Annotated in this window: 18 protein-coding genes; 14 read left to right on the top strand and 4 right to left on the bottom strand. The window is 66.0% G+C overall.

Annotation, left to right across the window (positions count from 1 at the left end):
- Nucleotides 1–12: 12 nt before the first annotated feature.
- Entirely contained in the window at nucleotides 13–1938 is a 1926-nt protein-coding gene (htpG, locus tag AB0366_RS02065; RefSeq protein ID WP_366242512.1) for a molecular chaperone HtpG, read from the bottom strand.
- Between the two features lie 94 nt (nucleotides 1939–2032).
- On the opposite strand from htpG, the gene AB0366_RS02060 reads away from it, so the two are divergent.
- The 8 genes from AB0366_RS02060 (at nucleotide 2033) to AB0366_RS02025 (ending at nucleotide 11063) form a co-directional block, all read left to right on the top strand.
- Nucleotides 2033–3148 (top strand): MBL fold metallo-hydrolase, encoded by a 1116-nt coding sequence (locus AB0366_RS02060; protein ID WP_366242511.1) that lies wholly within the window; start codon nucleotides 2033–2035, stop codon nucleotides 3146–3148.
- Nucleotides 3149–3205: 57 nt separating this feature from the next.
- Entirely contained in the window at nucleotides 3206–5602 is a 2397-nt protein-coding gene (locus AB0366_RS02055) for an HAD-IC family P-type ATPase (protein ID WP_366242510.1), read from the top strand.
- 40 nt (nucleotides 5603–5642) lie between these two features.
- Nucleotides 5643–5831, top strand: coding sequence for an antitoxin (locus tag AB0366_RS02050; protein ID WP_121870717.1), 189 nt, complete (start codon nucleotides 5643–5645; stop codon nucleotides 5829–5831).
- Between the two features lie 78 nt (nucleotides 5832–5909).
- Nucleotides 5910–7538: a Na+/H+ antiporter gene (locus AB0366_RS02045; protein ID WP_366242509.1), complete on the top strand. Its 1629-nt coding sequence runs from the start codon at nucleotides 5910–5912 to the stop codon at nucleotides 7536–7538.
- A gap of 13 nt (nucleotides 7539–7551) precedes the next feature.
- Nucleotides 7552–8733: a lipase family protein gene (locus tag AB0366_RS02040; protein ID WP_366242508.1), complete on the top strand. Its 1182-nt coding sequence runs from the start codon at nucleotides 7552–7554 to the stop codon at nucleotides 8731–8733.
- Nucleotides 8730–9902: a histidine kinase gene (locus AB0366_RS02035; protein WP_366242507.1), complete on the top strand. Its 1173-nt coding sequence runs from the start codon at nucleotides 8730–8732 to the stop codon at nucleotides 9900–9902. Before AB0366_RS02040 ends, AB0366_RS02035 begins: the two co-directional genes overlap by 4 nt.
- Nucleotides 9899–10699: a LytTR family DNA-binding domain-containing protein gene (locus tag AB0366_RS02030; RefSeq protein WP_366242506.1), complete on the top strand. Its 801-nt coding sequence runs from the start codon at nucleotides 9899–9901 to the stop codon at nucleotides 10697–10699. The genes AB0366_RS02035 and AB0366_RS02030 overlap by 4 nt, the downstream gene beginning before the upstream one ends.
- Before the next feature lie 4 nt (nucleotides 10700–10703).
- Complete coding sequence (locus AB0366_RS02025) at nucleotides 10704–11063, top strand: hypothetical protein (protein WP_366242505.1); 360 nt, start codon at nucleotides 10704–10706, stop codon at nucleotides 11061–11063.
- Nucleotides 11064–11076: 13 nt separating this feature from the next.
- Here AB0366_RS02025 and AB0366_RS02020 read toward each other — a convergent pair whose 3' ends face one another.
- A complete protein-coding gene (locus AB0366_RS02020; RefSeq protein WP_366242504.1) occupies nucleotides 11077–11778 on the bottom strand; it encodes a GAP family protein in 702 nt (233 codons plus the stop codon).
- 86 nt (nucleotides 11779–11864) lie between these two features.
- On the opposite strand from AB0366_RS02020, the gene AB0366_RS02015 reads away from it, so the two are divergent.
- The 6 genes from AB0366_RS02015 to AB0366_RS01990 all read left to right on the top strand — a co-directional run bounded on the left by AB0366_RS02015 (nucleotide 11865) and on the right by AB0366_RS01990 (nucleotide 19711).
- On the top strand, nucleotides 11865–13607 hold the full coding sequence (locus AB0366_RS02015; protein ID WP_094613447.1) for a cation acetate symporter: 1743 nt from the start codon (nucleotides 11865–11867) through the stop codon (nucleotides 13605–13607).
- Nucleotides 13608–13835: 228 nt separating this feature from the next.
- Nucleotides 13836–14135 carry a DUF485 domain-containing protein gene (locus tag AB0366_RS02010; protein WP_032378306.1) on the top strand — a complete coding sequence of 100 codons (300 nt, stop codon included), beginning with the start codon at nucleotides 13836–13838 and terminating at the stop codon, nucleotides 14133–14135.
- Nucleotides 14132–15766 (top strand): cation acetate symporter, encoded by a 1635-nt coding sequence (locus tag AB0366_RS02005; RefSeq protein WP_366242503.1) that lies wholly within the window; start codon nucleotides 14132–14134, stop codon nucleotides 15764–15766. The genes AB0366_RS02010 and AB0366_RS02005 overlap by 4 nt, the downstream gene beginning before the upstream one ends.
- A gap of 81 nt (nucleotides 15767–15847) precedes the next feature.
- A complete protein-coding gene (locus tag AB0366_RS02000; RefSeq protein WP_121870710.1) occupies nucleotides 15848–16279 on the top strand; it encodes an SRPBCC family protein in 432 nt (143 codons plus the stop codon).
- Between the two features lie 49 nt (nucleotides 16280–16328).
- Nucleotides 16329–17960, top strand: a complete 1632-nt coding sequence (locus tag AB0366_RS01995; RefSeq protein WP_366242502.1) for a substrate-binding and VWA domain-containing protein — start codon at nucleotides 16329–16331, stop codon at nucleotides 17958–17960.
- A gap of 98 nt (nucleotides 17961–18058) precedes the next feature.
- Nucleotides 18059–19711, top strand: coding sequence for a VWA domain-containing protein (locus AB0366_RS01990; RefSeq protein ID WP_366242501.1), 1653 nt, complete (start codon nucleotides 18059–18061; stop codon nucleotides 19709–19711).
- A 1-nt stretch (nucleotide 19712) separates the two neighbouring features.
- Here the strand turns inward: AB0366_RS01990 and AB0366_RS01985 are convergent, their stop codons facing one another.
- On the bottom strand, nucleotides 19713–20450 hold the full coding sequence (locus tag AB0366_RS01985; protein WP_366242500.1) for an energy-coupling factor transporter transmembrane protein EcfT: 738 nt from the start codon (nucleotides 20448–20450) through the stop codon (nucleotides 19713–19715).
- Nucleotides 20447–22462: an ATP-binding cassette domain-containing protein gene (locus AB0366_RS01980; protein WP_366242499.1), complete on the bottom strand. Its 2016-nt coding sequence runs from the start codon at nucleotides 22460–22462 to the stop codon at nucleotides 20447–20449. The genes AB0366_RS01985 and AB0366_RS01980 overlap by 4 nt, the downstream gene beginning before the upstream one ends.
- Nucleotides 22463–22466 lie beyond the last annotated feature (4 nt).

Below are 22466 nucleotides of genomic sequence, written 5' to 3'. Positions count from 1 at the left end.
CGGCGAAGCCGCTCAGATGGTGCGCGTCAACCGATCCGCCAGCAATCGGGAGAACTTCGCCGGGTCCTTGAGCTCGGTGCCCTCGGCGAGAAGTGCCGTCGCATAGAGCAATTCGGCGGTCTCGGCGAGGTGCGGATCGTCACTGCGATCCTCGCGGGCCTTCTTCAATCCCGTCACCAGATCGTGGGTGGGGTTGAGTTCGAGGATGCGCTTGGAGGTCGGAACGAACTGTCCCGACGCCTTGTACATCTTCTCGAGCTGCGGGGAGAAGCTGAACTCATCGCCGACGACGCAGGCCGGTGATGTCGTCAGGCGCGTCGACAGGCGTACCTCCTTGACGTCTTCACCGAGTGTCTCGGTCAGCCACGTGAGCAGGTCCGCGAACTCCTTGTCCTGCTCCTCGCGCTTGGCCTCGGACTCCTTCTTCTCCTCTTCGGTGTCGAGGTCCACCTCGCCCTTGGCGATGGACTGGAACGACTTCCCGTCGAAGTCGGTCACGTTGCCGACCCACACCTCGTCGACCGAATCGGTGAGGAGAAGCACCTCGAGGCCACGAGCCTTGAAGGCCTCCATGTGCGGCGAGCTCTCGATCTGCTGACGGGATTCGCCCGTCATGTAGTAGATCTGCTGCTGGCCGTCCTTCATCCGGTCCACGTACTCGGCGAGGGTGGTCACGCCCTCCTCGGAGTTGGTGGACGCGAACGACGCGATGCCCAAGAGGGTTTCGCGGTTGTCGCTGTCGGAGATCAGGCCCTCCTTGAGGACCGTTCCGAACTGTGACCACAGTGTCTTGTACTTGTCGGGCTGCTCGCTCTGCAGTTCCTTGACCGTGGAGAGCACCTTCTTGGTGAGGCGTCGACGGATCGCGCGGATCTGTCGGTCCTGCTGCAGGATCTCACGAGAGACGTTGAGCGAGAGGTCCGCTGCGTCGACGACACCCTTGACGAAGCGCAGGTACTCGGGCAGCAGTTCCTGCGAGTCGTCCATGATGAACACGCGCTTGACGTACAGGTGCACGCCCGCCTTGCTCTCGCGCATGAACAGGTCGAACGGTGCCTGCGACGGAATGAACAGCAGCGCTTGGTATTCGAACGTGCCCTCGGCCTTGAACGGGATGACCTCCAGCGGCTCGTCCCAGGCGTGGCTGACGTGCTTGTAGAACTCCTTGTACTCCTCCTCGGACACCTCGTCCTTGGAGCGGGTCCACAGCGCCTTCTGCGAGTTGATCGTTTCGGGCTCGATCGTGACGGTGTCCTCGCCGCCTTCCTCTTCGCTCTTGACGCGCTTCTCGACGTCGATGCGAATGGGCCAGGCGATGAAGTCGGAGTACTTCTTGACCAGTTCCTTGATCTTGCGATCGGACGCGTAGTCGTGGAGGTGGTCTTCTTCGTCGGCGGGCTTGAGCGCCAGCGTCACCGAGGAGCCCTGCGGGGCGTCGTCGACGTCGGTGATCTCGTAGGTGCCCTCGCCGGTGGACTCCCACTTCGTCGCCGTGCTCTCGCCGGCCTTGCGGGTGAGCAGCGTGACCTTCTCGGCCACCATGAACGTGGAGTAGAAGCCGATGCCGAACTGGCCGATCAGTTCCTCGGAAGCCGCTGCATCCTTGGCTTCCTTGAGCTTCTTGCGGACCTCGGCGGTGCCGGACTTGGCGAGCGTGCCGATGAGGTCGATGACCTCCGAGCGCGACATGCCGATGCCGTTGTCACGGATGGTGAGTGTGCGGGCCGCGGCGTCGATGTCGATCTCGATGTGCAGATCCGAGACGTCGACGTCCAGGTCCTTGTTGCGGTACGACTCCAGGCGCAGCTTGTCCAGCGCGTCCGAGGAGTTGGAGATCAGTTCACGGAGAAAGCTGTCCTTGTTGGAGTAGATGGAGTGCACCATCAGATCCAGGAGCTGACGCGTCTCCGCCTGGAATTCGAGCTGTTCGGTACTCAATGTCTCCCCTTCTAGCAGCAAAACCGACGCGAATATTCTACGGCAAGGCTACGGGTGAGCTGCGAAGACGTCGGCGCCGCCTACTCTGGGGCTCGTGACGAAGACGAAGTTCGTACTGGGAGCCACCGCAGCGTTGAGCGGTGCATGGTTGGCGCGCGCGACGTGGGGGCTGCCGTCGGCGATCGGTGCCAGACGCGTGCACATCAGTCCCTACGCGGCCGGGTCGCCGCGCTATCGCGATCGCCGATTCCACAACTCCGACCCGAGTTCGAGTTACGTGCCGGGCCGCGGCGAGGAGGGTCAGAAGAACATGCTCGTCTCGCTCTTCACCGAACGCGGCAAGGGGCGGCCGCAACGCCCGATTCCGCTGGCACCGCCGATCGCTCCGGTGGATGCGGGCGAGCTCGCCGTCACCTGGTACGGACATTCGAGTGTGCTCGTGGAGGTCGACGGCTATCGCGTCCTCGCCGATCCCGTGTGGAGCAATCGCGTCTCGCCGTCCTCGGTGGTGGGGCCCGCGCGCCTGCATCCGACCCCGGTCGAGCTGACCGATCTGCCGCAGGTCGACGCCATCGTCATCTCCCACGACCACTACGACCACCTGGACAAGGCAACGGTGCAGAAGCTGGCCGCCGCGCAGTCGGCCCCGTTCGTCGTGCCGCTCGGCATCGGTGCTCACCTGCGCAAGTGGCGGGTGCCCGAGGACCGCATCATCGAACTGGACTGGGACGAACAGACGAACATCGGGGGCCTCACCGTCACGTGCACCGAGGCTCGGCACTTCTCCGGCCGCGGCCTGACCCGGGACTCGACGCAGTGGGCATCCTGGGCGTTCGCCGGTCCGGTTCGACGCGTCTTCTTCGGCGGCGACACCGGCTACACACCGAAGTTCGCCGAGATCGGCAGCAACTACGGACCCTTCGACCTGACGCTGCTGCCCGTCGGGGCCTACGACGTGCGGTGGCCGGACATCCATATGAACCCCGAGGAAGCGGTCACGGCGCACATCGATCTGACGGCGTCGGGCATCTTCGTACCGATTCACTGGGCCACGTTCAACCTCGCCTTCCACCCGTGGTCGGAGCCGATAGTGCGACTGCACGCCGCCGCACAGGACGTCGGAGTTCAGGTGGCGGTGCCGATGCCGGGGCAACGAATAGACGGCACGCGAACGCTGCACGACGATCGTTGGTGGGCTCGGCTGGGCTGACCGGACGGGTTTGGGCAGGAGTGGAGCCTGCAGGAACGACCCAACTAGGCTGCACGCATGTCTATCGACGCCGATGCGCAGCGTGACACCGGGCTGACCGAGGCGGACGTCGCCAGGCTCAGGGCCGAGGGAAAGTCGAACGACGTTCCGGCCCGAGCTTCTCGGTCGGTTCGCGACATCGTCCGCGGCAACGTGTTCACCCGAATCAACGCCATTCTCGGTGTGTTGTTGATCATCGTGCTCTCCACGGGGTCGGTGATCGACGGCATGTTCGGGCTGTTGATCGTCGCGAACAGTGGCATCGGCATCGTGCAGGAGATCCGCGCGAAGCGCACGTTGGATCGGCTGGCCATCGTCGGGCAGAACAAGCCCCAGGTGCGACGCGACGGCACCTCGAAGCAGATCCCGCCCGACGAGGTCGTGCTCGGCGACATCGTCGAACTGGGGCCCGGGGATCAGATCGTCGTCGACGGTGAGGTGATCGAGACCGCGAGCCTCGAGATCGACGAGTCGTTGCTCACCGGTGAGGCCGACACGGTGCACAAACTTCAGGCGGCGCAGGTGCTTTCGGGCAGTTTCGTCGTTTCGGGCAGTGGTGCGTATCGCGCGACGAAGGTGGGGCGCGACGCCTACGCAGCCAAGCTCGCCGAGGAGGCCAGCAAGTTCACGCTGGTCAAGTCAGAACTGCGCAGCGGTATCGACAAGATCCTCAAATTCATCACCTACCTGATGATTCCGGCCGGAGCGCTGATCATCTACAACCAATTGTTCTCCAGCGGGCAGGCTTTGGGTCCTGCGCTCAACGGCATGGTCGCCGCGCTCGTCCCGATGGTCCCCGAGGGCCTGGTGCTGATGACGTCGATCGCGTTCGCGGTGGGCGTGGTCCGGCTCGGTCAACGGCAGTGCCTGGTGCAGGAGCTGCCTGCGATCGAAGGCCTCGCCCGCGTCGACGTGGTGTGTGCGGACAAGACCGGCACCCTCACCGAGAACGGCATGCGGCTGTCCGAGTTGGTGCTGATCGACAGCCGCGATTCCGATTCGGTCACACAGGCTCTCGCGTCCCTGGCCCACGACGATCCGCGGCCGAACGCCAGTGTGCAGGCCGTCGGCGAGGCGTATCCGGACGCGCCCGGGTGGACGCAGACTGCGGTTGCCCCGTTCTCCTCGGCCAAGAAGTGGAGCGGACTGTCGTACGGCGAGCACGGGCACTGGCTGCTCGGTGCCCCGGACGTGCTGCTAGACGCCTCCTCCGACATCGCTCGTCGCGCCGAAGAGGCCGGCTCGCGTGGCCTACGGGTGTTGCTTCTCGCCAGCTCCGACGCTGCCGTCGACGACGCGAACGCGCCCGGTGTCGTCACCCCGCGTGCACTGGTGATTCTCGAACAGAAGGTGCGCGAGGACGCCCGAGAGACGCTGGAGTACTTTGCAAGCCAGCACGTCGAGGTCAAGGTCATCTCCGGCGACAATGCCGTCTCGGTCGGCGCGGTCGCCGGTTCACTCGGCCTACCCGGCGGCGACGCCCCGATCGATGCGCGTGATCTGCCCGAGGACTCCGAGAAGCTGGCCGACACTCTGGCGCACTCCACCACGTTCGGCCGCGTCCGGCCCGATCAGAAGCGGGCGATGGTGGGCGCGTTGCAGTCTCGCGGTCACACGGTCGCGATGACCGGCGACGGCGTCAACGACGTGCTTGCGCTCAAGGACGCCGATATCGGCGTCTCGATGGGCTCGGGAAGTGCGGCTACGCGAGCCGTCGCGCAGATCGTGTTGTTGGACAACAAGTTCGCCACGCTGCCCTACGTCGTGGGGGAGGGGCGACGCGTCATCGGCAACATCGAACGTGTCTCCAATCTGTTCCTCACCAAGACGGTGTACTCGGTACTGCTGGCGTTCCTCATCGGGCTCTCGGGCGTGGCATCGCAGATCTTCCACTTCGAGCCGATTCCGTATCCGTTCCTGCCACGGCACGTGACGATCGCGGCGTGGTTCACCATCGGTATCCCGGCCTTCGTGCTCTCGCTCGCGCCCAACAACGAGCGGGCGCGCAGTGGATTCGTCTCGCGGGTGATGCGGCTGGCCGTCCCGTCCGGACTGATCGTCGGCTCGTGCACGTTCGTCTCCTACCTGCTGGTCTACGCCGGCCCGAACGCCACCGAGACCCAGGTGACGCAGGCCAGTACCACCGCGCTGATCACCCTGATCATGATCGCGCTGTGGGTGTTGGCCGTCGTCGCGCGGCCCTACAACTGGTGGAAGATCCTGCTGCTCGGTGGGTCGGTCGGTGGCTACCTGCTGCTGTTCGCGATCCCGTTCTGCCGCACCTTCTTCAAGCTCGATCCGTCGAACGTCGGCGCGACCAGCAGTGCATTGATCATCGGCGGTATCGGCATCGCGCTCGTCGAGGTTGCCCATCGATTCGGATCGGCTCTACGCAACAGACAGTACAAAACGTAAGCTGCCAGGTGTTCGATCACTCTAGCGACAGGAGAGAGTCATGGGCTTCGCAGACAATTTGAAGGGCATGGTCGACAAGGGCAAGGACCTTGCGGCCGAGAACTCGGACAAGATCGACGACGTCGTGGAGAAGGCGGGGGACTTCATCGACAGCAAGACCGACGGCAAGTACTCCGACAAGGTCGACAAGGTTCAGGACGCAGTCAAGAAGGCAATTCCGGACAAGTAGGACCTTCCGGTCTCCTCGCGTCGATGATCGTGGCCGTCGGTCGTACCCCACGGTGCGGCTGACGGCACAATCGTCGGGGTGGACGGACCGATTCTTCTTCTCGTAGTCATCTTCGCGATCGCGGTCGCTGGTTTTGCCAGGCGCATCGATCTGCAGGTCCCGCTCGTCCTGGTCACCGTAGGATCCATCGCCTCGTTCGTTCCCGGGGTGCCGCACGTCAGCCTGTCGCCGCAGCTGATCCTCGGCGTGGTGCTCCCGCCGCTGCTGTACTCCGCCGCGTTGGATTTCTCGTTCGTCAGTTTCCGGCGCAATCTCGGCCAGATTCTCCGACTCGGTCTGATCATGGTGATCGTGACGACGCTCGCCGTCGGCTGGTTCGCCAATCTGTTGATCCCGGAGCTCACTCTCGGCGCGGCCCTGGTGCTCGGTGCCGTCGTCGCCCCGCCCGACGCGGTGTCCGCGATCGCCGTCGGCCGCAAGCTCGGTCTGCCCGCGCGGATGATGGCGATCCTCACCGGCGAGTCCCTGGTGAACGACGCGGCCGCGCTGACCCTGTTCACCCTGGCCGTCGCGTCGGTGACGGGCAGTCGGATCGAATTGGGCTCACCGGTGCTGTTCTTCCTGTACGAGATCGTGGGCGGCGTGTTGGTGGGGTTGATCCTGGCGCGCATCGTGCGCTTCGTCCGCAATCGCATCGCGGACTCGGCGCTGGAAACCGTGCTCGGTCTGGTGCTGCCGTTCACGGCGTATCTGGCGGCCGAGGAGCTGCATGCCTCCGGTGTGCTGGCCGTCGTCACCGCCGGTTTCGTGTTGGGCCGCGTCACCGCCGACGTCTCGGTCTCCACTCGGGTTCAGGAACGGCAGGTGTGGCCGACGCTGGATCTTCTGCTCGAAGCATTCGTGTTCGCCTACATGGGTTTACAGCTGAAGTTCGTCATCGAGGAAGTGCAGCGGGAGGGGCTGCCGGTCCACCACGTGTTCGCCTATGCCCTGCTGGTGCTCGTGGTCGTCATGGCCGTTCGGCCGGCGTGGATCTTCGTCAATTCCGGTCGAAACGTGTTGTTTCGCAAGCTGTTCCGGCGATCATCGCCGGGCGATGCGGGTCTGACGTGGCAGCAGAACCTGGTGCTCTCGTGGGCGGGTATGCGTGGGGTGGTCACGCTCGCTGCGGCGGCCGGTATACCGCTGACCACGGTGCTCGGCGACGAATTCCCCGGGCGCGCAGTGATTCAGGCCGTGGCCTTCGTCGTCGCCGTCGGTACGTTGCTGCTGCAGGGTCTGACGCTTCCACTGTTGATCCGCCGCCTCGACGTCGCCGATCCACTCGAGCAGCAGCGCAACGACAATCAGCGGCTGCTCTCGCAGGCCATTGCCCGTACGGCGGCAGAGGACTACCTCCAGCGCGCGGCGAAGGAGGGAATTGCCGGAGTGGACAGCGAGCGCGTCGACGAGGTGATCGAGCGCGTCCGACGCTCGGTGCGCGCTCGGTTGGATGCCGACGAGACCGAGGATCGCGAGAAGCGGATCGCGGCGGCCGGGGCGTTGTTCGATTCGCTGCGGCACAACGTCCTGGTCGCGCAGCGGGCGGCGCTCATCGCGGCCCGCGACTCGGGGGAGTTGGAGGACGAAGCTCTGCGGGCAGTGTTGAATGGCTTGGACGTGGAAGAAATTGCGGCGCAGGCTCGCATCGCACGACGTACACCGTAGGAGCGCAGAGACAGTGAGGTCGACCGGACTGGTGGCCGCCGCGGCACTGGTGTTCGCCCTTGCCGCGTGCAGCACTCCCACCGCCGAACCCGACGCCCCCGCCCCTGCTCCAGTCGCGGCACCCGAAGGCCTCGAACGCGGTGAGATCGTCTCGTCGACGCTGCTCGGGCAAGTCGACATCGGTGTCGCCTACCTCGGCGGGACCGCCACGAAAATCGTCTACCGCACCACCGACGGAGTCACCGGGGGCGGCACCGAGGCCTCGGGAACGGTGTTCGTGCCCAAGGGGTCTGCGCCGCCGGGAGGCTGGCCGATCGTCTCCGTCGGGCACGGAACCACCGGTGTCACCGACGAGTGTGCGCCCTCGCTGTACCCGAACCTGTTGGGCACCATCGGCCTGGTGACCCCGTTCCTCGAACGCGGGACTGTGGTCGTGGTGACGGACTATCAGGGGCTCGGGACGCCGGGAGATCCCGCCTACCTCGACCGGGACGGCGCAGCGTACGACGTCATCGACGCAGTGCGCGCGGCCCGCAACGTGGTTCCCGACGTCGGCACCAGGTGGGGCGCAGTGGGTACCTCCCAAGGCGGACAAGCGGTCTGGGCGGCAGCCGAGCGCAGCGGCGACTACGGCGACGGTCTGCAACTGGTCGGTGCCGCGGCGCTTTCGCCCACGGCCGATCTGAAGCGATTCTTCGCACCCGAGACCGAGCAGACCGTGTCGCGTCAACTGCTGGTGCCGTATCTCTACGCGGGTCTGCGCGCCGTGGATCCGAGTGCCGAACGCTCGGACTACATCCGCGGCACGTTCGCCGACAATGTGACCGCACTGACCGCCTGCAGTGACCTGCTCGGCTTCTCCAAGGCCGACGCCGGAGCCGTCCTCGATCCGGCGGATGCCCTCCCGGACACCGCGGAGGCATCGGATCGGATGACGCAGTGGCTCGAATCGGTTGCGGTACCGACGTCTCGCACCGAAGTACCGCTGTTCGTCCTGGTCGGCGAACGCGACGATCTCATCGACCCCCAGTGGACCAGGGACGCGGTGGCCGAGGCCTGCGCGCTGGGCGACGACGTCGAGTTTCGCTCCGAACCGGAGCAGGGCCATGCCGAACTGGCCGCCAACGGCATCGGAGTCGACTGGCTCGTCGAACGCTTCCTGAACGTGCCCACCTCGACCACGTGCGCGCGATGACCGCGGCACTGGCGTCGTTGGCGGTGATCGTGGCCGTGATCGTCTCGGTCATCGCGGTGATCAGCCTGCGCGGTCGACGGGACCTCACCACACCTGCCGAGCGGGCCGTCCACGCCACCCTGCACACCGCCTCGCTGGCGGCCAAGCCGTTGCGCGACGGTCTCGACACTCGGTCGGCCGCCGCCGCCGCGCCGCATCTGCGTTTGCTGACCGGTGCGGACGCACTGGGCATCTGCGATCCCGACGGTTCACTGCTGGCCTGGGACGGCCCGTGGGACGAGTTGACACCGGCCTTCGTCGAGGCGGCGAAACGGGCGGTGGACGGGCAGCGGCGCGTGCTGGTGCGTCTGCCGCTCGGTTCGATCCACGAGGTCCGAGCGCTGGTGGTGCAGCCGTTGGTCGTCGACGAGTCTCCGGTGGTCGGGGTGTTGGGGGCAGCCGTCGTCGCCGAGCCCGGACCGGGCATGCTCGGGGCCATCGCGGAGGTCGCGCGCTACGCCTGCGGCCAGATCGAGCTCGCCGAACTCGACGCCTCCCGGGCGCGGTTGGACCGCGCCGAGGTGCGGGCGCTGCGCGCACAGATCAGCCCGCACTTCATCTACAACGCACTCGGCACGATCGCGTCGTTCGTGCGCACCGACCCGGATCGGGCGCGGGAGCTGGTGCTCGAGTTCGCCGACTTCACCCGTTACTCGTTCCGCAACGCAGGCGAGTTCACGGTGCTCGCGGACGAGCTACGCAACATCGATCGGTACCTGACGCTCGAACGCGCCCGCTTCGGTGATTCCCTACAGGTCACGTTGCAGGTTGCGCCCGAGGTGTTGGGCGTCGCGCTGCCGTTTCTCGCGCTGCAGCCGCTCGTCGAGAACGCCGTCCGGCACGGCCTGTCCGGGAAGGCCGACGGCGGCCGCGTGACGATCATCGCCGCCGACGAGGGCACCGACGCGGTGATCAGTATCGAGGACGACGGTGTGGGGATGGATCCCGATGTGTTGCGCTCGGGAAGCCTGCACACCGAGGACGCAGCCCATGTCGGATTGGCGAACGTGGACGATCGGCTGCGGGCAGCCTTCGGAAACGACTACGGTCTCGTAGTGGACACCGCACCGGGCGCAGGCACCAAAGTGAGCATGCGTGTGCCCAAATTCAGGCCCGGTGTGCGAGCATGACGCAGCCTGCCAACACCACCCCCGGCCGTGGGTTGATCGTCCTCGCCGTCGACGACGAGCGCCCGGCACTCGACGAACTCGCCTTTCTGCTGCGCCAGCAGGACACCGTCGCCGAGGTGTTCACCGCCCAGGACGCCACCACCGCACTGCGGCAGCTCCAACAGACCTCCGCGCAGCCAGTGGACGCGGTCTTCCTCGACATCAACATGCCCGGACTCGACGGGCTCGAACTGGCCGGCATCCTGTCGGCATTCGCGCGGCCACCGGCCGTCGTGTTCGTCACCGCCCACGACGACCGGGCACTGGCCGCCTTCGATCTCGGTGCCGTCGACTACCTGCTCAAGCCGTTGCGAGAGGATCGACTCACCGAGGCGCTGCGTCGAGTGCTGCTCGCGCGGCGTCGCCCCGCGGAGTCCGCGGACCCCGCGGCCGACGAGGTCATCCCCGTCGAACTCGGTGGAACCACCACCTTGGTGCACCGGTCGTCGGTCGCGTGGGTGGAGGCCGACGGCGACTACGCGAGATTGCACACCTCCAACGGCTCGCACCTGGTGCGGATCCCGATCTCGGCCCTCGAAAGTCGCTGGGCTGATGCCGGATTCCTCCGCGTGCACCGCTCGTACCTGGTCTCGCTGCGGTTGGTCACGGGGATTCGCAGCGTCGGTTCGGGTCTGGTGGTGTGTCTGCGGGCCAGCGGAAACCTCGCTGCCTGCGAACTGCCGGTGAGCCGACGGCACGCCAGAGAACTCAAGGACAGACTGGTCCGCGGTCCGCTGCAATCGTGGTCCTCCAGGTGACAGGATGAGCCAGCCACACCGGCAGCGGGTGGTGCTCTCGCAACGCCGCGGCGCGCGGATGGTGCGCACCCGCGTCGAAGTGCAGGAGCAAACCGAGGTCGGCGACGCCCTGGTCCGTAGCCTGGTGCGCGCGCAGCTGTTGCTGTCGGTGCGCCTGGCGGTGATGACGCTGTCGATTCTGTTCGCAATTCCGTTGCTGGGCATGCTCCTCGCCCGTTTCACCGACGTCGCGCCGTTCGGCATCGGTCTGCCGTGGTTGGTGTTGGGGGTGGCCATCTATCCGTTGCTGTTCGCTGTCGGCTGGGTGTACACGCGTCGAGCCGAACGCAACGAGCAGGACTTCACCGCCTTGACCGATGATTGACGTCGCGGAGGGATCAGAGGGCGTTCGATGTCATGTACGTGCCGAGGCCCAACAGGATCGCGGCCAGAACGAGGCCACTGTGCGCGATGAATCCGTCGACGACCGCGTTCAATGGCCGGCGGGCACGGTCGCGGAAGACGAGCAACGCGAGTGCGGGTGCCGCGACGCCGAGGCTGGACACCACCACGAACACCACGAGCGCCGCCGCCTGGACGGCCACGGCCGAGGACGCGTCCACGATCACCGCCACGGCCGACAGTGCGATGACCACACTCTTCGGATTGACCGATCCGAGGAGGAACGCGGTCGCGAATGCCCTGCCACCGTCGAGGCGACGTGCTCTGTCCACCCATCCCGGTTCCTCGCGGGCCGGGCCGTGTCGTACGCGCTCGATCAGTTTGCGGGCACCCAGGATCAGCAGAGCGACGCCGAGCGCGATTCTCAACCATCGCACCCAGTCGGACGAGTCCGAGGCCACCACCGCGGTGTCCACGACCACCAAGCCCGCCGTGGCGACGACCGTGACGCCGACCAGCCATCCGGCGGTGAACCGAGCGAGTACGGAACCGGTGTTGAGTGTGGTCAGGGCGGCAGCCATTGCCGTGGTGGGCAGGTGTGCGATCAGCGCCCCGGCCGCCAACGGAAGACACGCAGAGACGGCTGCCGTCACGGACATCAGGTGGCGCTCGTCCACTGCATCGGTAGATCGTCCCACTGCACGACCCGAGATGTCGTCGATTTCGCTACGGTCCGCGAAGTGCGCCGTTCCCGTGCAGGGCAGGGCGAGCAGGGGCGGATTCGGTGAACGGATCGATTCCGATCGCGACGGTGATCGCGCTGCTGGTGGCCGCCGTGGCCACGGTGGGCATCGGCATCTACGGAGTTCGGCTGGCTCGCACCACCTCCGACTTCCTGGTGGCCTCGCGTACCGTCGGGCCACGCTGGAACGCCGCCGCCATCAGCGGTGAATACCTGTCTGCTGCATCGTTTCTCGGGGTTGCGGGGCTCATTGCAAAGTACGGAGCCGATGCGCTGTGGTATCCGGTCGGCTTCACCGCGGGCTACCTGGGTCTGCTGCTGTTCGTCGCGGCACCGCTGCGCAGAAGTGGCGCGTACACGGTGCCCGATTTCGTCGAATTCCGGCTCGGCGCACCATGGTTGCGGACCGTAGCGATGCTGGTGGTGGTGGTCATCTGCGCGCTGTACCTGGTGCCGCAATTCCAGGGCGCGGGCCTGACCCTGAACATTCTGCTCGGAGTGCCCGGCTGGGTCGGTGCCCTGGCAGTGGGGCTGATCGTCATCGCGAACGTCGTCGGCGGTGGCATGCGTTCCATCACCTTCGTCCAAGCGTTCCAGTACTGGCTCAAGCTCACCGCGATCGCCATCCCGGCGCTGGTGCTGGCCGTGCACTTCTTCGCCGACGACCGCAGCGTCGGCAGTCCGGCCCCGCCGACGGTGACCGAGCAGACCGTCGTCGACATCACCACCGACGTTCTCGTGCAGGTGGATTCGCCGATCGTCGTCGCCGTTACGGGAACCCTCGACGACGAGAGCGTCGACGGGCGAGTCCTGCTGGACGCGGGCGAACACCGACTGGGCTCGGGCACGTCGCTGACGCTCGACGCCGGATCGCCCGTTCCCGTCGTCGCGGGAGCGCCGACCACCGACCGGGCGTGGGCGATGCCCGGCGGGGGACTGGGCGGGGCCCATCCGCTGTATCAGGTGTACTCGCTGATTCTGGCCACGTTCCTCGGGACCCTCGGCCTTCCGCACGTGCTGGTGCGCTTCTACACCAACCCGGACGGCCGAGCGGCGCGGCTGACCTCGCTCACCGTCCTGGCGTTGCTCGGCATGTTCTACCTGTTCCCGACGGTGCTCGGCGTCTTCGCCCGGCTGTACGTGCCGCAACTGCTGATCACCGGAGCATCCGACGCAGCAGTGCTGCTGCTGCCCGGCTCGGTGCTGTCCGGAATACCGGGCCAACTGCTCGCCGCACTCGTGGCCGCAGGCGCCATAGCTGCCTTCCTGTCGACCTCCTCCGGACTGCTGGTCAGCATCGCGGGAGTGCTCAGTACCGACGTCCTCTCGGGCAAGGTCCGAGACTTCCGCGTCGCGGCGATCCTCGCCGGAGCCGTTCCGTTGGCGCTCTCGATCGGCGTTGTCTCACTCGACCTCTCGCGCACCGTCGGGCTCGTCTTCGCCGTCGCCGCGTCCACCCTGTGCCCACTGCTGGTGCTGGGCATCTGGTGGCGCGGACTCACCGCGGCCGGGGCGGCAACAGGACTGCTTCTCGGCGGCGGCATCTCACTGGTCGCCGCATCGATCTCCGTCGTCACCCCCATCTCCGACGGCGTCCTCGGCGGCTGGGCGGCAGCGATCCTCGGCTATCCCGCGGCCGTCAGCGTCCCGGTCGCCTTCGCCTCGATGATCGCCGTCAGCCTCGCCACCCGAAAAACCGTCCCGTCGGACATCTCCCGCATCTTCGCGCGACTGCACCTGCCGGAAGGCCTCGACATGGGCAAAGATCGCGAGCGCGAACTGTAACTGCGTTTTCGGGTCGTTCCGCAGGCTCCACTCTCGCCCGCTCAACTGCCATTCTCGACCGCTCGGCGCACACACCCGCAGCCCATCGTGTGATCGACACCACCTCCTGATTTTGTGACCTGACTCTCATTAATGTTCCGAGTCAGCTACAGCTCACATCTACTTCAGGAGTCCAAGGTGACCGCACCGGAAACCAGTTCGCCACCGGACGCGCAAGCGTTCGTCGACATGCAGGCCAGTCCCGAGTTCCAGGAACTCCGACGTCGTCTGCGTAGCTTCGTGTTCCCGATGGCCGGGTTCTTCCTGGTCTGGTACGTCATCTACGTGCTACTGAGCACCTACGCCGTGGACTTCATGTCCACCAAGGTGTGGGGCAACATCAACGTCGGTCTGCTGCTCGGCCTCGGCCAGTTCGTCACGACATTCGCCATCACCGGCATCTACGTGAAGTTCGCCAACCGTGAACTCGATCCTCGCGCCGCAGCCCTGCGCGCCGAGATGGAAGCCTCCCAGGGAGCCAAGTCGTGAACATTCTTGCCCAGGCCACCGACACCACAGTCGGTGAACCACTCGTCAACATCGCGATCTTCGGTGCGTTCGTCCTCGTGACGATGTTCGTCGTCATCCGCGCATCCAAGAAGAATGCGACCTCCGCGGATTTCTTCACCGCAGGTGGCGGCTTCTCCGGACCGCAGAACGGCGTCGCCATCGCCGGTGACTACCTCTCGGCGGCCAGCTTTCTCGGTATCGCCGGTGCCATCGCCGTCTACGGCTACGACGGCTTCCTGTACTCCATCGGCTTCCTCGTCGCCTGGCTCGTCGCGTTGCTCCTCGTCGCCGAATTGCTCAGGAACACCGGCAAATTCACCATGGCGGACGTGCTGAGCTTCCGGCTCAAGCAGGGCCCGGTTCGCACCGCGGCCGCACTGTCCACGCTGACGGTCTCGCTGTTCTACCTGCTGGCGCAGATGGCCGGTGCCGGCGGACTCGTCGCACTGCTGCTCGACATCTCCGACCGCACCGGACAGTCCATCGTCATCGCCATCGTCGGCGTGCTGATGATCGCGTACGTGCTCATCGGCGGCATGAAGGGCACCACCTGGGTGCAGATCATCAAGGCCGTTCTGCTCATCACCGGCGCAGCGTTCATGACCGTTCTCGTTCTCGCCAAGTTCGGCATGAACTTCTCCGAACTGCTCGGCAGCGCTCAGGCGATGGTGGCCGGATCGGCCGACGATGTCGTGGCGGCCCGTGACGTCATCGAGCCCGGTGCCCAGTACGGCGGCAGTGCCACCTCGAAGATCAACTTCCTCTCGCTCGGTCTCGCACTCGTCCTCGGTACCGCGGGTCTGCCGCACGTGCTGATGCGCTTCTACACCGTGCCCACCGCCAAGGAAGCTCGCCGCAGCGTCGTGTGGGCCATCGCGCTCATCGGTGCGTTCTACCTGTTCACCCTCGTCCTCGGCTACGGAGCCGCAGCGATCGTCGGACCCGACCGCATCCTGGCCTCGGCCGGTGGTCAGAACTCCGCTGCTCCGCTGTTGGCCTTCGAGCTCGGCGGCGTGATTCTGCTCGGCATCATCTCGGCGGTCGCCTTCGCGACGATCCTCGCCGTGGTCGCCGGCCTGACGATCACCGCCTCGGCGTCGTTCGCCCACGACATCTACGGCAGCGTCATCAAGAAGGGCAAGGTCGACGACAAGAAGCAGGTCAAGGTCTCCCGCATCACCGCCGTCGTCATCGGTGTGCTCGCCATCGGCCTCGGCATCCTCGCCAACGGTCAGAACATCGCGTTCCTGGTGGCACTCGCTTTCGCCGTCGCTGCAGCCGCGAACCTGCCGACCATCCTGTACTCGCTGTTCTGGCGTCGCTTCACCACCACCGGCGCACTGTTCAGCATGTACGGCGGTCTGATCTCGACCATCGTGCTGATCGTCTTCTCCCCGGCCGTCTCCGGATCGCCGACGTCGATGATCCCCGGCTCGGACTTCGCCTGGTTCCCGCTCTCCAACCCCGGCATCGTCTCGATCCCGCTGGCATTCATCCTCGGCATCGTCGGAACGCTGATCTCGAAGGACACCGAGAGCACCGACAAGCAGGCCGAGATGGAGGTTCGCTCCCTCACCGGTATCGGTGCGGAAAAGGCCAGCGCTCACTAGTCCATAGCAGTTCGATCGAAAATGTCCGTGTGAGCAAGGCCTCACACGGACATTTTTCGTTCAGCGGTTACCATCCCTGCTGTGGCCAAGCTGAAGGTTTCCCTCGACGTCCCGCTGACCCCCGAACAGACGTGGGCGCACGCGTCCGATCTGTCCGGCTACGAGCAGTGGCTCTCCATCCACGAAGCGTGGCGCGGTGAGCTGCCCGAACAGCTGGCCGTCGGCACCACCCTGGACTCCATCGCCAGCGTGAAGGGCATGCGCAACCGGGTGTCCTGGAAGATCGAGTCCTACGATCCGCCCAAGAAGCTCGAGCTCAAGGGCAACGGCAAGGGCGGCGTCAAGATCGGCCTGAACTTGACCGTGAAATCCAAGGGTGACGGCTCCGAGATCACCATCGACGTCAATCTCGGCGGTGCACCACTGTTCGGTCCGATCGGCTCCGGCGTCGCGCGCGCTCTCAAAGGCGATATCGAGAACTCGCTGAAGACGTTCGTCAAGATCTACGGCTGACGGGGCAGGAGTGGAGCCTGTGGAACGACCGATGAAGTAGGAGCGCGCCATGCCAGGTAGACACAGTGCCCCGTCGTCCACCTCGAGCAGCCGAGGAATCGCCAAGTACGGCGTCGTCGCCGTAGTTCTGCTGCTCGTGGTCGGCGGCGGCGCGTTTTTCGCGCTGAAGGCCTTCGGGTCCGCCTGCGGCGACACGCAGTCCTACTCGCTGGCTGCGGATCCGGCGATCGCGCCGGTGCTGCAGCAGATCGTCGACAACACCTCCGCCGAGGACCTGGGTTGTGCCGGTGTCGAGGTCACCGCCACCGAGTCGGGTCAGGTCTCGGCCGCGGTGGCCAAAGGCGACGATGTTCCCTCGCTCTGGGTTCCGGATTCGTCACTGTGGATCGGTAAGACCGTGCGGTCCACAGCGTCGTTGATCGATCTGGCCAGTCAGTCGGTGGCAGGCAGCCCGGCTGTGCTCGCTGCCCGCAAGGACGAAGTGCCGTTCTTCGACACCTGGCTCACCGCATTGAAGCTCGAGGGTCTGCGCATCGGTAACCCGTTGGCCAACACCACATCCGACGCGGCCATCCTGGGCGCGGTCGCCGAAGCAGGATCGGACGAGACCGCCCTCGACGCGGTCTCGGCGGCGCTCGTTCCCATCGCTCAGGCTCAGGCCGCCACGCGCGGGGAGGCCGATCCGACGGTGCGGCTCGACGATCTCGTCGCCGACGGAGGTGTCGCGGTGGTCTCCGAGCAGGCCTTCCTGGCCTACCAGCAGGAGAAGAGCGTCGAACTTGGCGCGACGGTGCCGCCGTCGGGCACCATCTTTCTGAACTTTCCGCTGGCGGTGACCGAACCCGCAGGCGATCGACACGAGTCCGCGAAGTCCGTCGGGACGGCACTGGCCACGGCCATCGAATCCGAACAGGGGCAGCAGGCTCTGTCCGAGGCCGGGTTCCGGTCCGCGGGCATTGCCCCTCTCGATTCCGATCGTGGCATCGGGGATGTCACGCCCCTGACGATTGCCGATCAGCAGGCCGCCGAGTCGACGCTGCGGCAGTACCAGGTGTTGGCGCTTCCGTCGCGCACTCTCGTGATGGAGGATGTCTCCGGATCGATGAACTACAGCGCCGGGGCGAATTCACGTATCGCCATGACGGTGCAGGCCAGTGAGACCGGAAACCGGCTGTTCCCCGACAACGCGTCGATGGGATTGTGGGCGTTCTCGATCGGACTCGGTGGCGACTCTCAGGACTACCGAGAGTTGGCTCCGATTCGGCGAATGGACGAACAGGTCGGCGACACCAGTCAGCGCGAGGTGCTGCTGCAGCAGATCCGCAGCCTTCCGTCCCTGGTCGGCGGTGGTACCGGGTTGTACGACACCACGTTGGCCGCGTTCCGTACCGTGCAGCAGGGCTACGACCCCGATGCCGTGAACAGCGTCATCATCCTCACCGACGGCACCAATGAGGACCCCGACAGCATCTCGCTCGACGAGCTGCTGTCGACCCTGCGCGCCGAGCAGGACCCGTCCAAGCCGGTCGTCATCGTCACCATCGGCATCACCGACGATGCAGATGCCGGTGTACTGCAACAGATTTCGGCCGCGACGGGAGGTACCAGCTTCGTCGCACGAAATCCTGCGGAGATCCCCAACGTGTTCGTCAATGCGCTCAGAAGCCGCTCCGGTCGTTGAGAAGGCTACTATGCTGTGCGTCGCGTCACTTCTGAGTGTGCGTACGGTTGCTCTCGTCCTGTGAGCGCAACCGGGGGGCGAGCAGGGGGTTTGCATAGATGTCGGGACGTCACAGCGGTAGTGCGCGCAGGTCCGGGTCGGCCGTCATCTGGGCGGTTGTCGCCCTGGTGGCCGTCGTCGTCGTGGTCGGTGGATTCTTCGGAGTGCAAGCGGTGCGCGCATCCGGTGCGAACTCCTGCGATTCCCTCGACACGGTCTCGCTCGCGGTGGACACCTCCATCGCCGATCCGGTGCAGCAGATTCTCGCGCAGGCAGGCGAGGTCGAGCGCGGTTGCGTGAACTTCGAGGTGCGAGCAGAACGTCCCACCGATACGGCGACGGAGATCGCGGGTGCCGAAAATCGCCCGGACCTGTGGATCCCGGATTCGACGCTGTGGCTGCTCAAGACACTCCGCTCGACCGGAGCGCTACCCGAGCTGGCCAAGACCTCCGTCGCGAACACACTGCCGGTCCTGGTTTCGAAGTCCGATGCCGTGCCGGTGACCGATACCTGGCTCAGCGTGCTCCAGCTTCCCGGTCAACGCATCGGTGATCCACTGACCAGCAGCGCCTCGAATGCCGCGATCCTCGGTGCGCTGGCCGAATCCGAGGTGGCGATCTCCGACGCCAAGGCCGTGTCGGCCGCACTGGTGCCCATGGCACAGGACTTCGGGCGGATCGCGGACGCCCCACACGACACCCCCGATCTGGTGGCCCAGGTGGCCGCGGACGGTGGTACCAGTGTGGCCACCGAACAGGCACTGCTCGCGTACGAGGCCGACAATCCGGGATCGGCTCTGGTGGAGTCGGTTCCGCCGACCGGCAGCTACTTCCTCAACTACCCGCTCGCCGTGACCGCACCTGCCGGCCCCGAGTACGACCGCGTCAAGCAGGCCGGAGCTGCCTTGGGCTCGGTTCTCGCCACCGCGTCGGCCGCCGACACCCTGGTCGCAGCCGGCTTCCGGACATCGAGTGGCACACCACTTCCCGACGGCCGAGGCGTCGGGTCCGTCGCGTCGCTCGAGATCAAGAACCCGCTGTCCATCGAAACGACGCTGCGGGATTGGGCCGTGCTCGCGCTACCGCTGCGCACTCTCGTCGTCGAGGACGTGTCGGGTTCCATGGCCGCGAAATCGGGTGACTCCACGCGTATCGCGCTGACCGTCGACGCGTCGATAGGTGCCAACTCGCTCTTCAGCGATCAGACGCAGATGGGGTTGTGGGCGTTCTCGATCGGACTCGGTGGTGGCAAGCAGGACTACCGTGAGCTGGTGCCGATGGGTAAGGCCGACGGTACGTTCAACGGAAAGTCGCAGCGCGACGCCATTCTCGATTCGATCCGAGGCCTCCCGGCTCTCGTCGGAGGCGGAACCGGGCTCTACGACACCACCTTGGCTGCGTTTCGGCGCGTCAAGGAGGGATACGACCCCAATTACGTCAACAGCGTCATCATCCTGACCGACGGAGCCAACGAAGACGAGGGCAGTATCTCCCTCGACCAGCTGCTGGCGTCGCTGCAGCAGGAACAGGATCCGGTGCGCCCCATCGTGATCATCACCGTCGGCGTCACCGGTGATGCAGATCCGGTTGCGCTGCAACAGATCTCGGCTGTAACCGGCGGAACGAGCTATGTCGCCGAGGATCCGCGAGACATCCCGGACGTGTTCGTCAAGGCCTTGAACTCGCGCACCGAACGTCTCGCGGGCGAGTAGGTCAGCTCCACAGGAAGCTGATCGCGATGGCTGCGGAGCACGCCAGAGTCACCACGGTCAGCGTCACCGCGTCGGAGGCCTTGAAACGCGCTTCGGTGGCGGTGATCATTCCGGTGCCTCCGCGGGCGGTGATGGCCCCACCCATTTCGTCGGCCCGTCTGATGGCAACCGACATCACCGTCGTGACCATGTCGACCAGAGAATTGTCCGACGCGCTGTTGACGACCGGCTTGGGGCGCAGGCGTCGGGCAGCGTTGAGAGTGCGCATCTCTTCGATGAGCAGTGGAAGCGACCGCAGGCTCAGCGCCACGGCGATCGCCCACTCGTCGACGGGCAACTTCAGCTTCTTCAGCGGCGTGCCCAGTTTGGAGACCGCAGGGGCGATGTCGCTCATCGAGGTGGTCCAGCCGATCATCATCGATGCGCCGAGCAGGACGAAGATGAACAGCGTTGCGCGCAGATACACCAGCACTGCCGCGCCGCCGATCGGCAGGTTGATCAGAGCGCCGACGCCGAACAAGGCCCAGATCCACCACGGCGGACGCGGCAGTGCGGTGATCGGGACATGCGCGATGATCGCGGCGATGACCAACAGTGCGAACACGATTCCCAGGGCGGGCCACGTCGGTGCCACCACGAGAGTGATGCTCAGCAGCAGCACGACGACGAGTTTGGTGCCGGCCCACAGGCGGTGGATCGGTGAGAATCGCGGGACCTGACGCAATACGACGGTGGTCACGAGTGCACGCTCCCCAGGATCGAATCGGAGACGATGTGGCCGTCGGCCATCGTGATGGTGCGGCTGCAGACGGTGTCCATGCCGTCCACGTCGTGCGAGATGACGACGATGGCGACTCCGCGATCGCGCAGTCCGGCGAGAACGCCGATGATGTCGTCGCGTCCGGGAGGGTCGAGCCCGGCCAGGGGTTCGTCGAGAACCAGCATCCGAGGCCGACGCGCAATCAGTCCGGCCAGCACCACGCGTCGCATCTGACCACCACTGAGCGAATCGATGTCGCGAGCGGCCAACGACCTGTCCAGGCCGACGGCATCCATCGCGGCCGATACTGTGGCAGAACCTGTTTCGGGACCGGCAGCGGCAGCGATGTCCTCGGAGACGGTGCGCCGCTGCAACTGCAGGCGAGAATGCTGAAACGCGAGCCCGACATCGCCGACGCGTGAGGTCATCGCCTTGCCGCCGAGCCGGGCGGTGCCACTGGTCGGGCCGGTGAGGCCGGCCATGATCCAGGCGAGAGTGGATTTGCCCGAACCGTTGCCACCGAGAATCAACACACCCTCGCCGCGTTTGACGGTGATGTCGACGCCGTTCAGTGCTGCCTGCGCCCACGGGGTGCGGCGGTTGTACGTGTGCTCGACGCCGCTCAGTTCGAGGAGACGTTCACTCGAATTGTCGTGCAGAGCAGCAGGATTCTCCGTTCGAGCGTGCATCCACGTCGTGTCGTGCTGCACCTGATAGCCCTCGTGCAGATGTACGACGCGATCTGCGGCGACGGTCTCGGAGACGTGGTGGGTGACCAGCACCACCGACATCTGGTGCCTGCGAGGCAGTTCGGCGAGGAGCGAGACCAGATGTTCGCGCCCGGAGGCGTCGATCATCGCGGTTGCCTCGTCGGCGATGAGAAGCGCCGGACGGCGAGCGAGTGCTGCGGCGACGGCGAGTCGCTGCATTTCGCCACCGGACAGGGAGGCGGTGTCGCGCGCTCCCATGCCGCCGAGGCCGACCTCGTCGAGCAGGGCTTCGACGTCGGGGCGTGAATCGCCGGGCGGAAGTCCCCACACCACGTCGTCGGCGACGCGGGTGCCGAGGATCTGACTTTCGGGGCGCTGCAGCACCACCGCCGTGCCGCCGTACCGTCCAAGACCGGTCGAGCCGGGCCTGTCCACAGTTCCCTCCGACGGTTCGAGACCGGCGAGGATCCGCGTCAGCGTCGATTTGCCGGAACCGTTGTGGCCGACGATCGCCACGAATTCACCGGTTTCGATGCGGAGGTCGACGCCGGTCAGCGCGGACGTCGTGCTTCCCGGGTAGCGGAATCCGACCGCGGTGAGTGTCACCGGTAGCGGCCCGATCTCGTCGTCGGCGCTCGAGCCCAGAGGTTCGGGGGTGGGAATGGTGGAGAGGCGGTCGAGGATCGCGGTGAGGATGAGCCACGCGAACAGCGTTCCGGTGACGATGCCGAAGGCGATCGACCCGCCTACCCACCACCACCAGTTGTCGAGCACGGTCGTGGAGCCGGTGCGGATCACGTCGGCAACGCCTTGCAGCGCCGATGTGCGCTCGAGCAGTCGAGAAATGCCCTCGAAGGTGTTGCGAAGAGTCTCGAGAAACAGCTCGCGCAGCGGAACGAGAACGAGCAGCATCAGCACGGTCAGGGCGCCCAGCGCCGGCCCGACGACCATCGAGGTGACGAGAACGCCGAACAGTCCTTGCTTCTTGCGCTTCGCCCGCCCGACCAGGCCGCCCAGTAGGGCAGCGCTGGCGACACTGATGGCGGTCTGGGTACCGGCCGCGACAAATCCGACGAGGGTGCCGGCGACCGCAGAGGTGACCAGTGCGCGAGTCCGATACCGGAGCGCGACCACCGACATGGGAATCGCTGCGACGACCTGAAGGATCGTCGCCATCGGTACCAACACACCGATCACCGTCAACGCGACGGTGAAGCTGCTCATGACGGCAGAGGTCGCCATCTCCTGCGGACCGAGGGGACCGGACTTGGGCGTGCGCACGGGC

This window comes from Rhodococcus sp. NPDC076796, assembly GCF_040702765.1.
Taxonomy (GTDB): Bacteria; Actinomycetota; Actinomycetes; order Mycobacteriales; family Mycobacteriaceae; genus Rhodococcoides.
The sequence above is the reverse complement of the archived record's forward strand: the minus strand, read 5'-3'. Positions and strand labels throughout refer to the sequence as shown.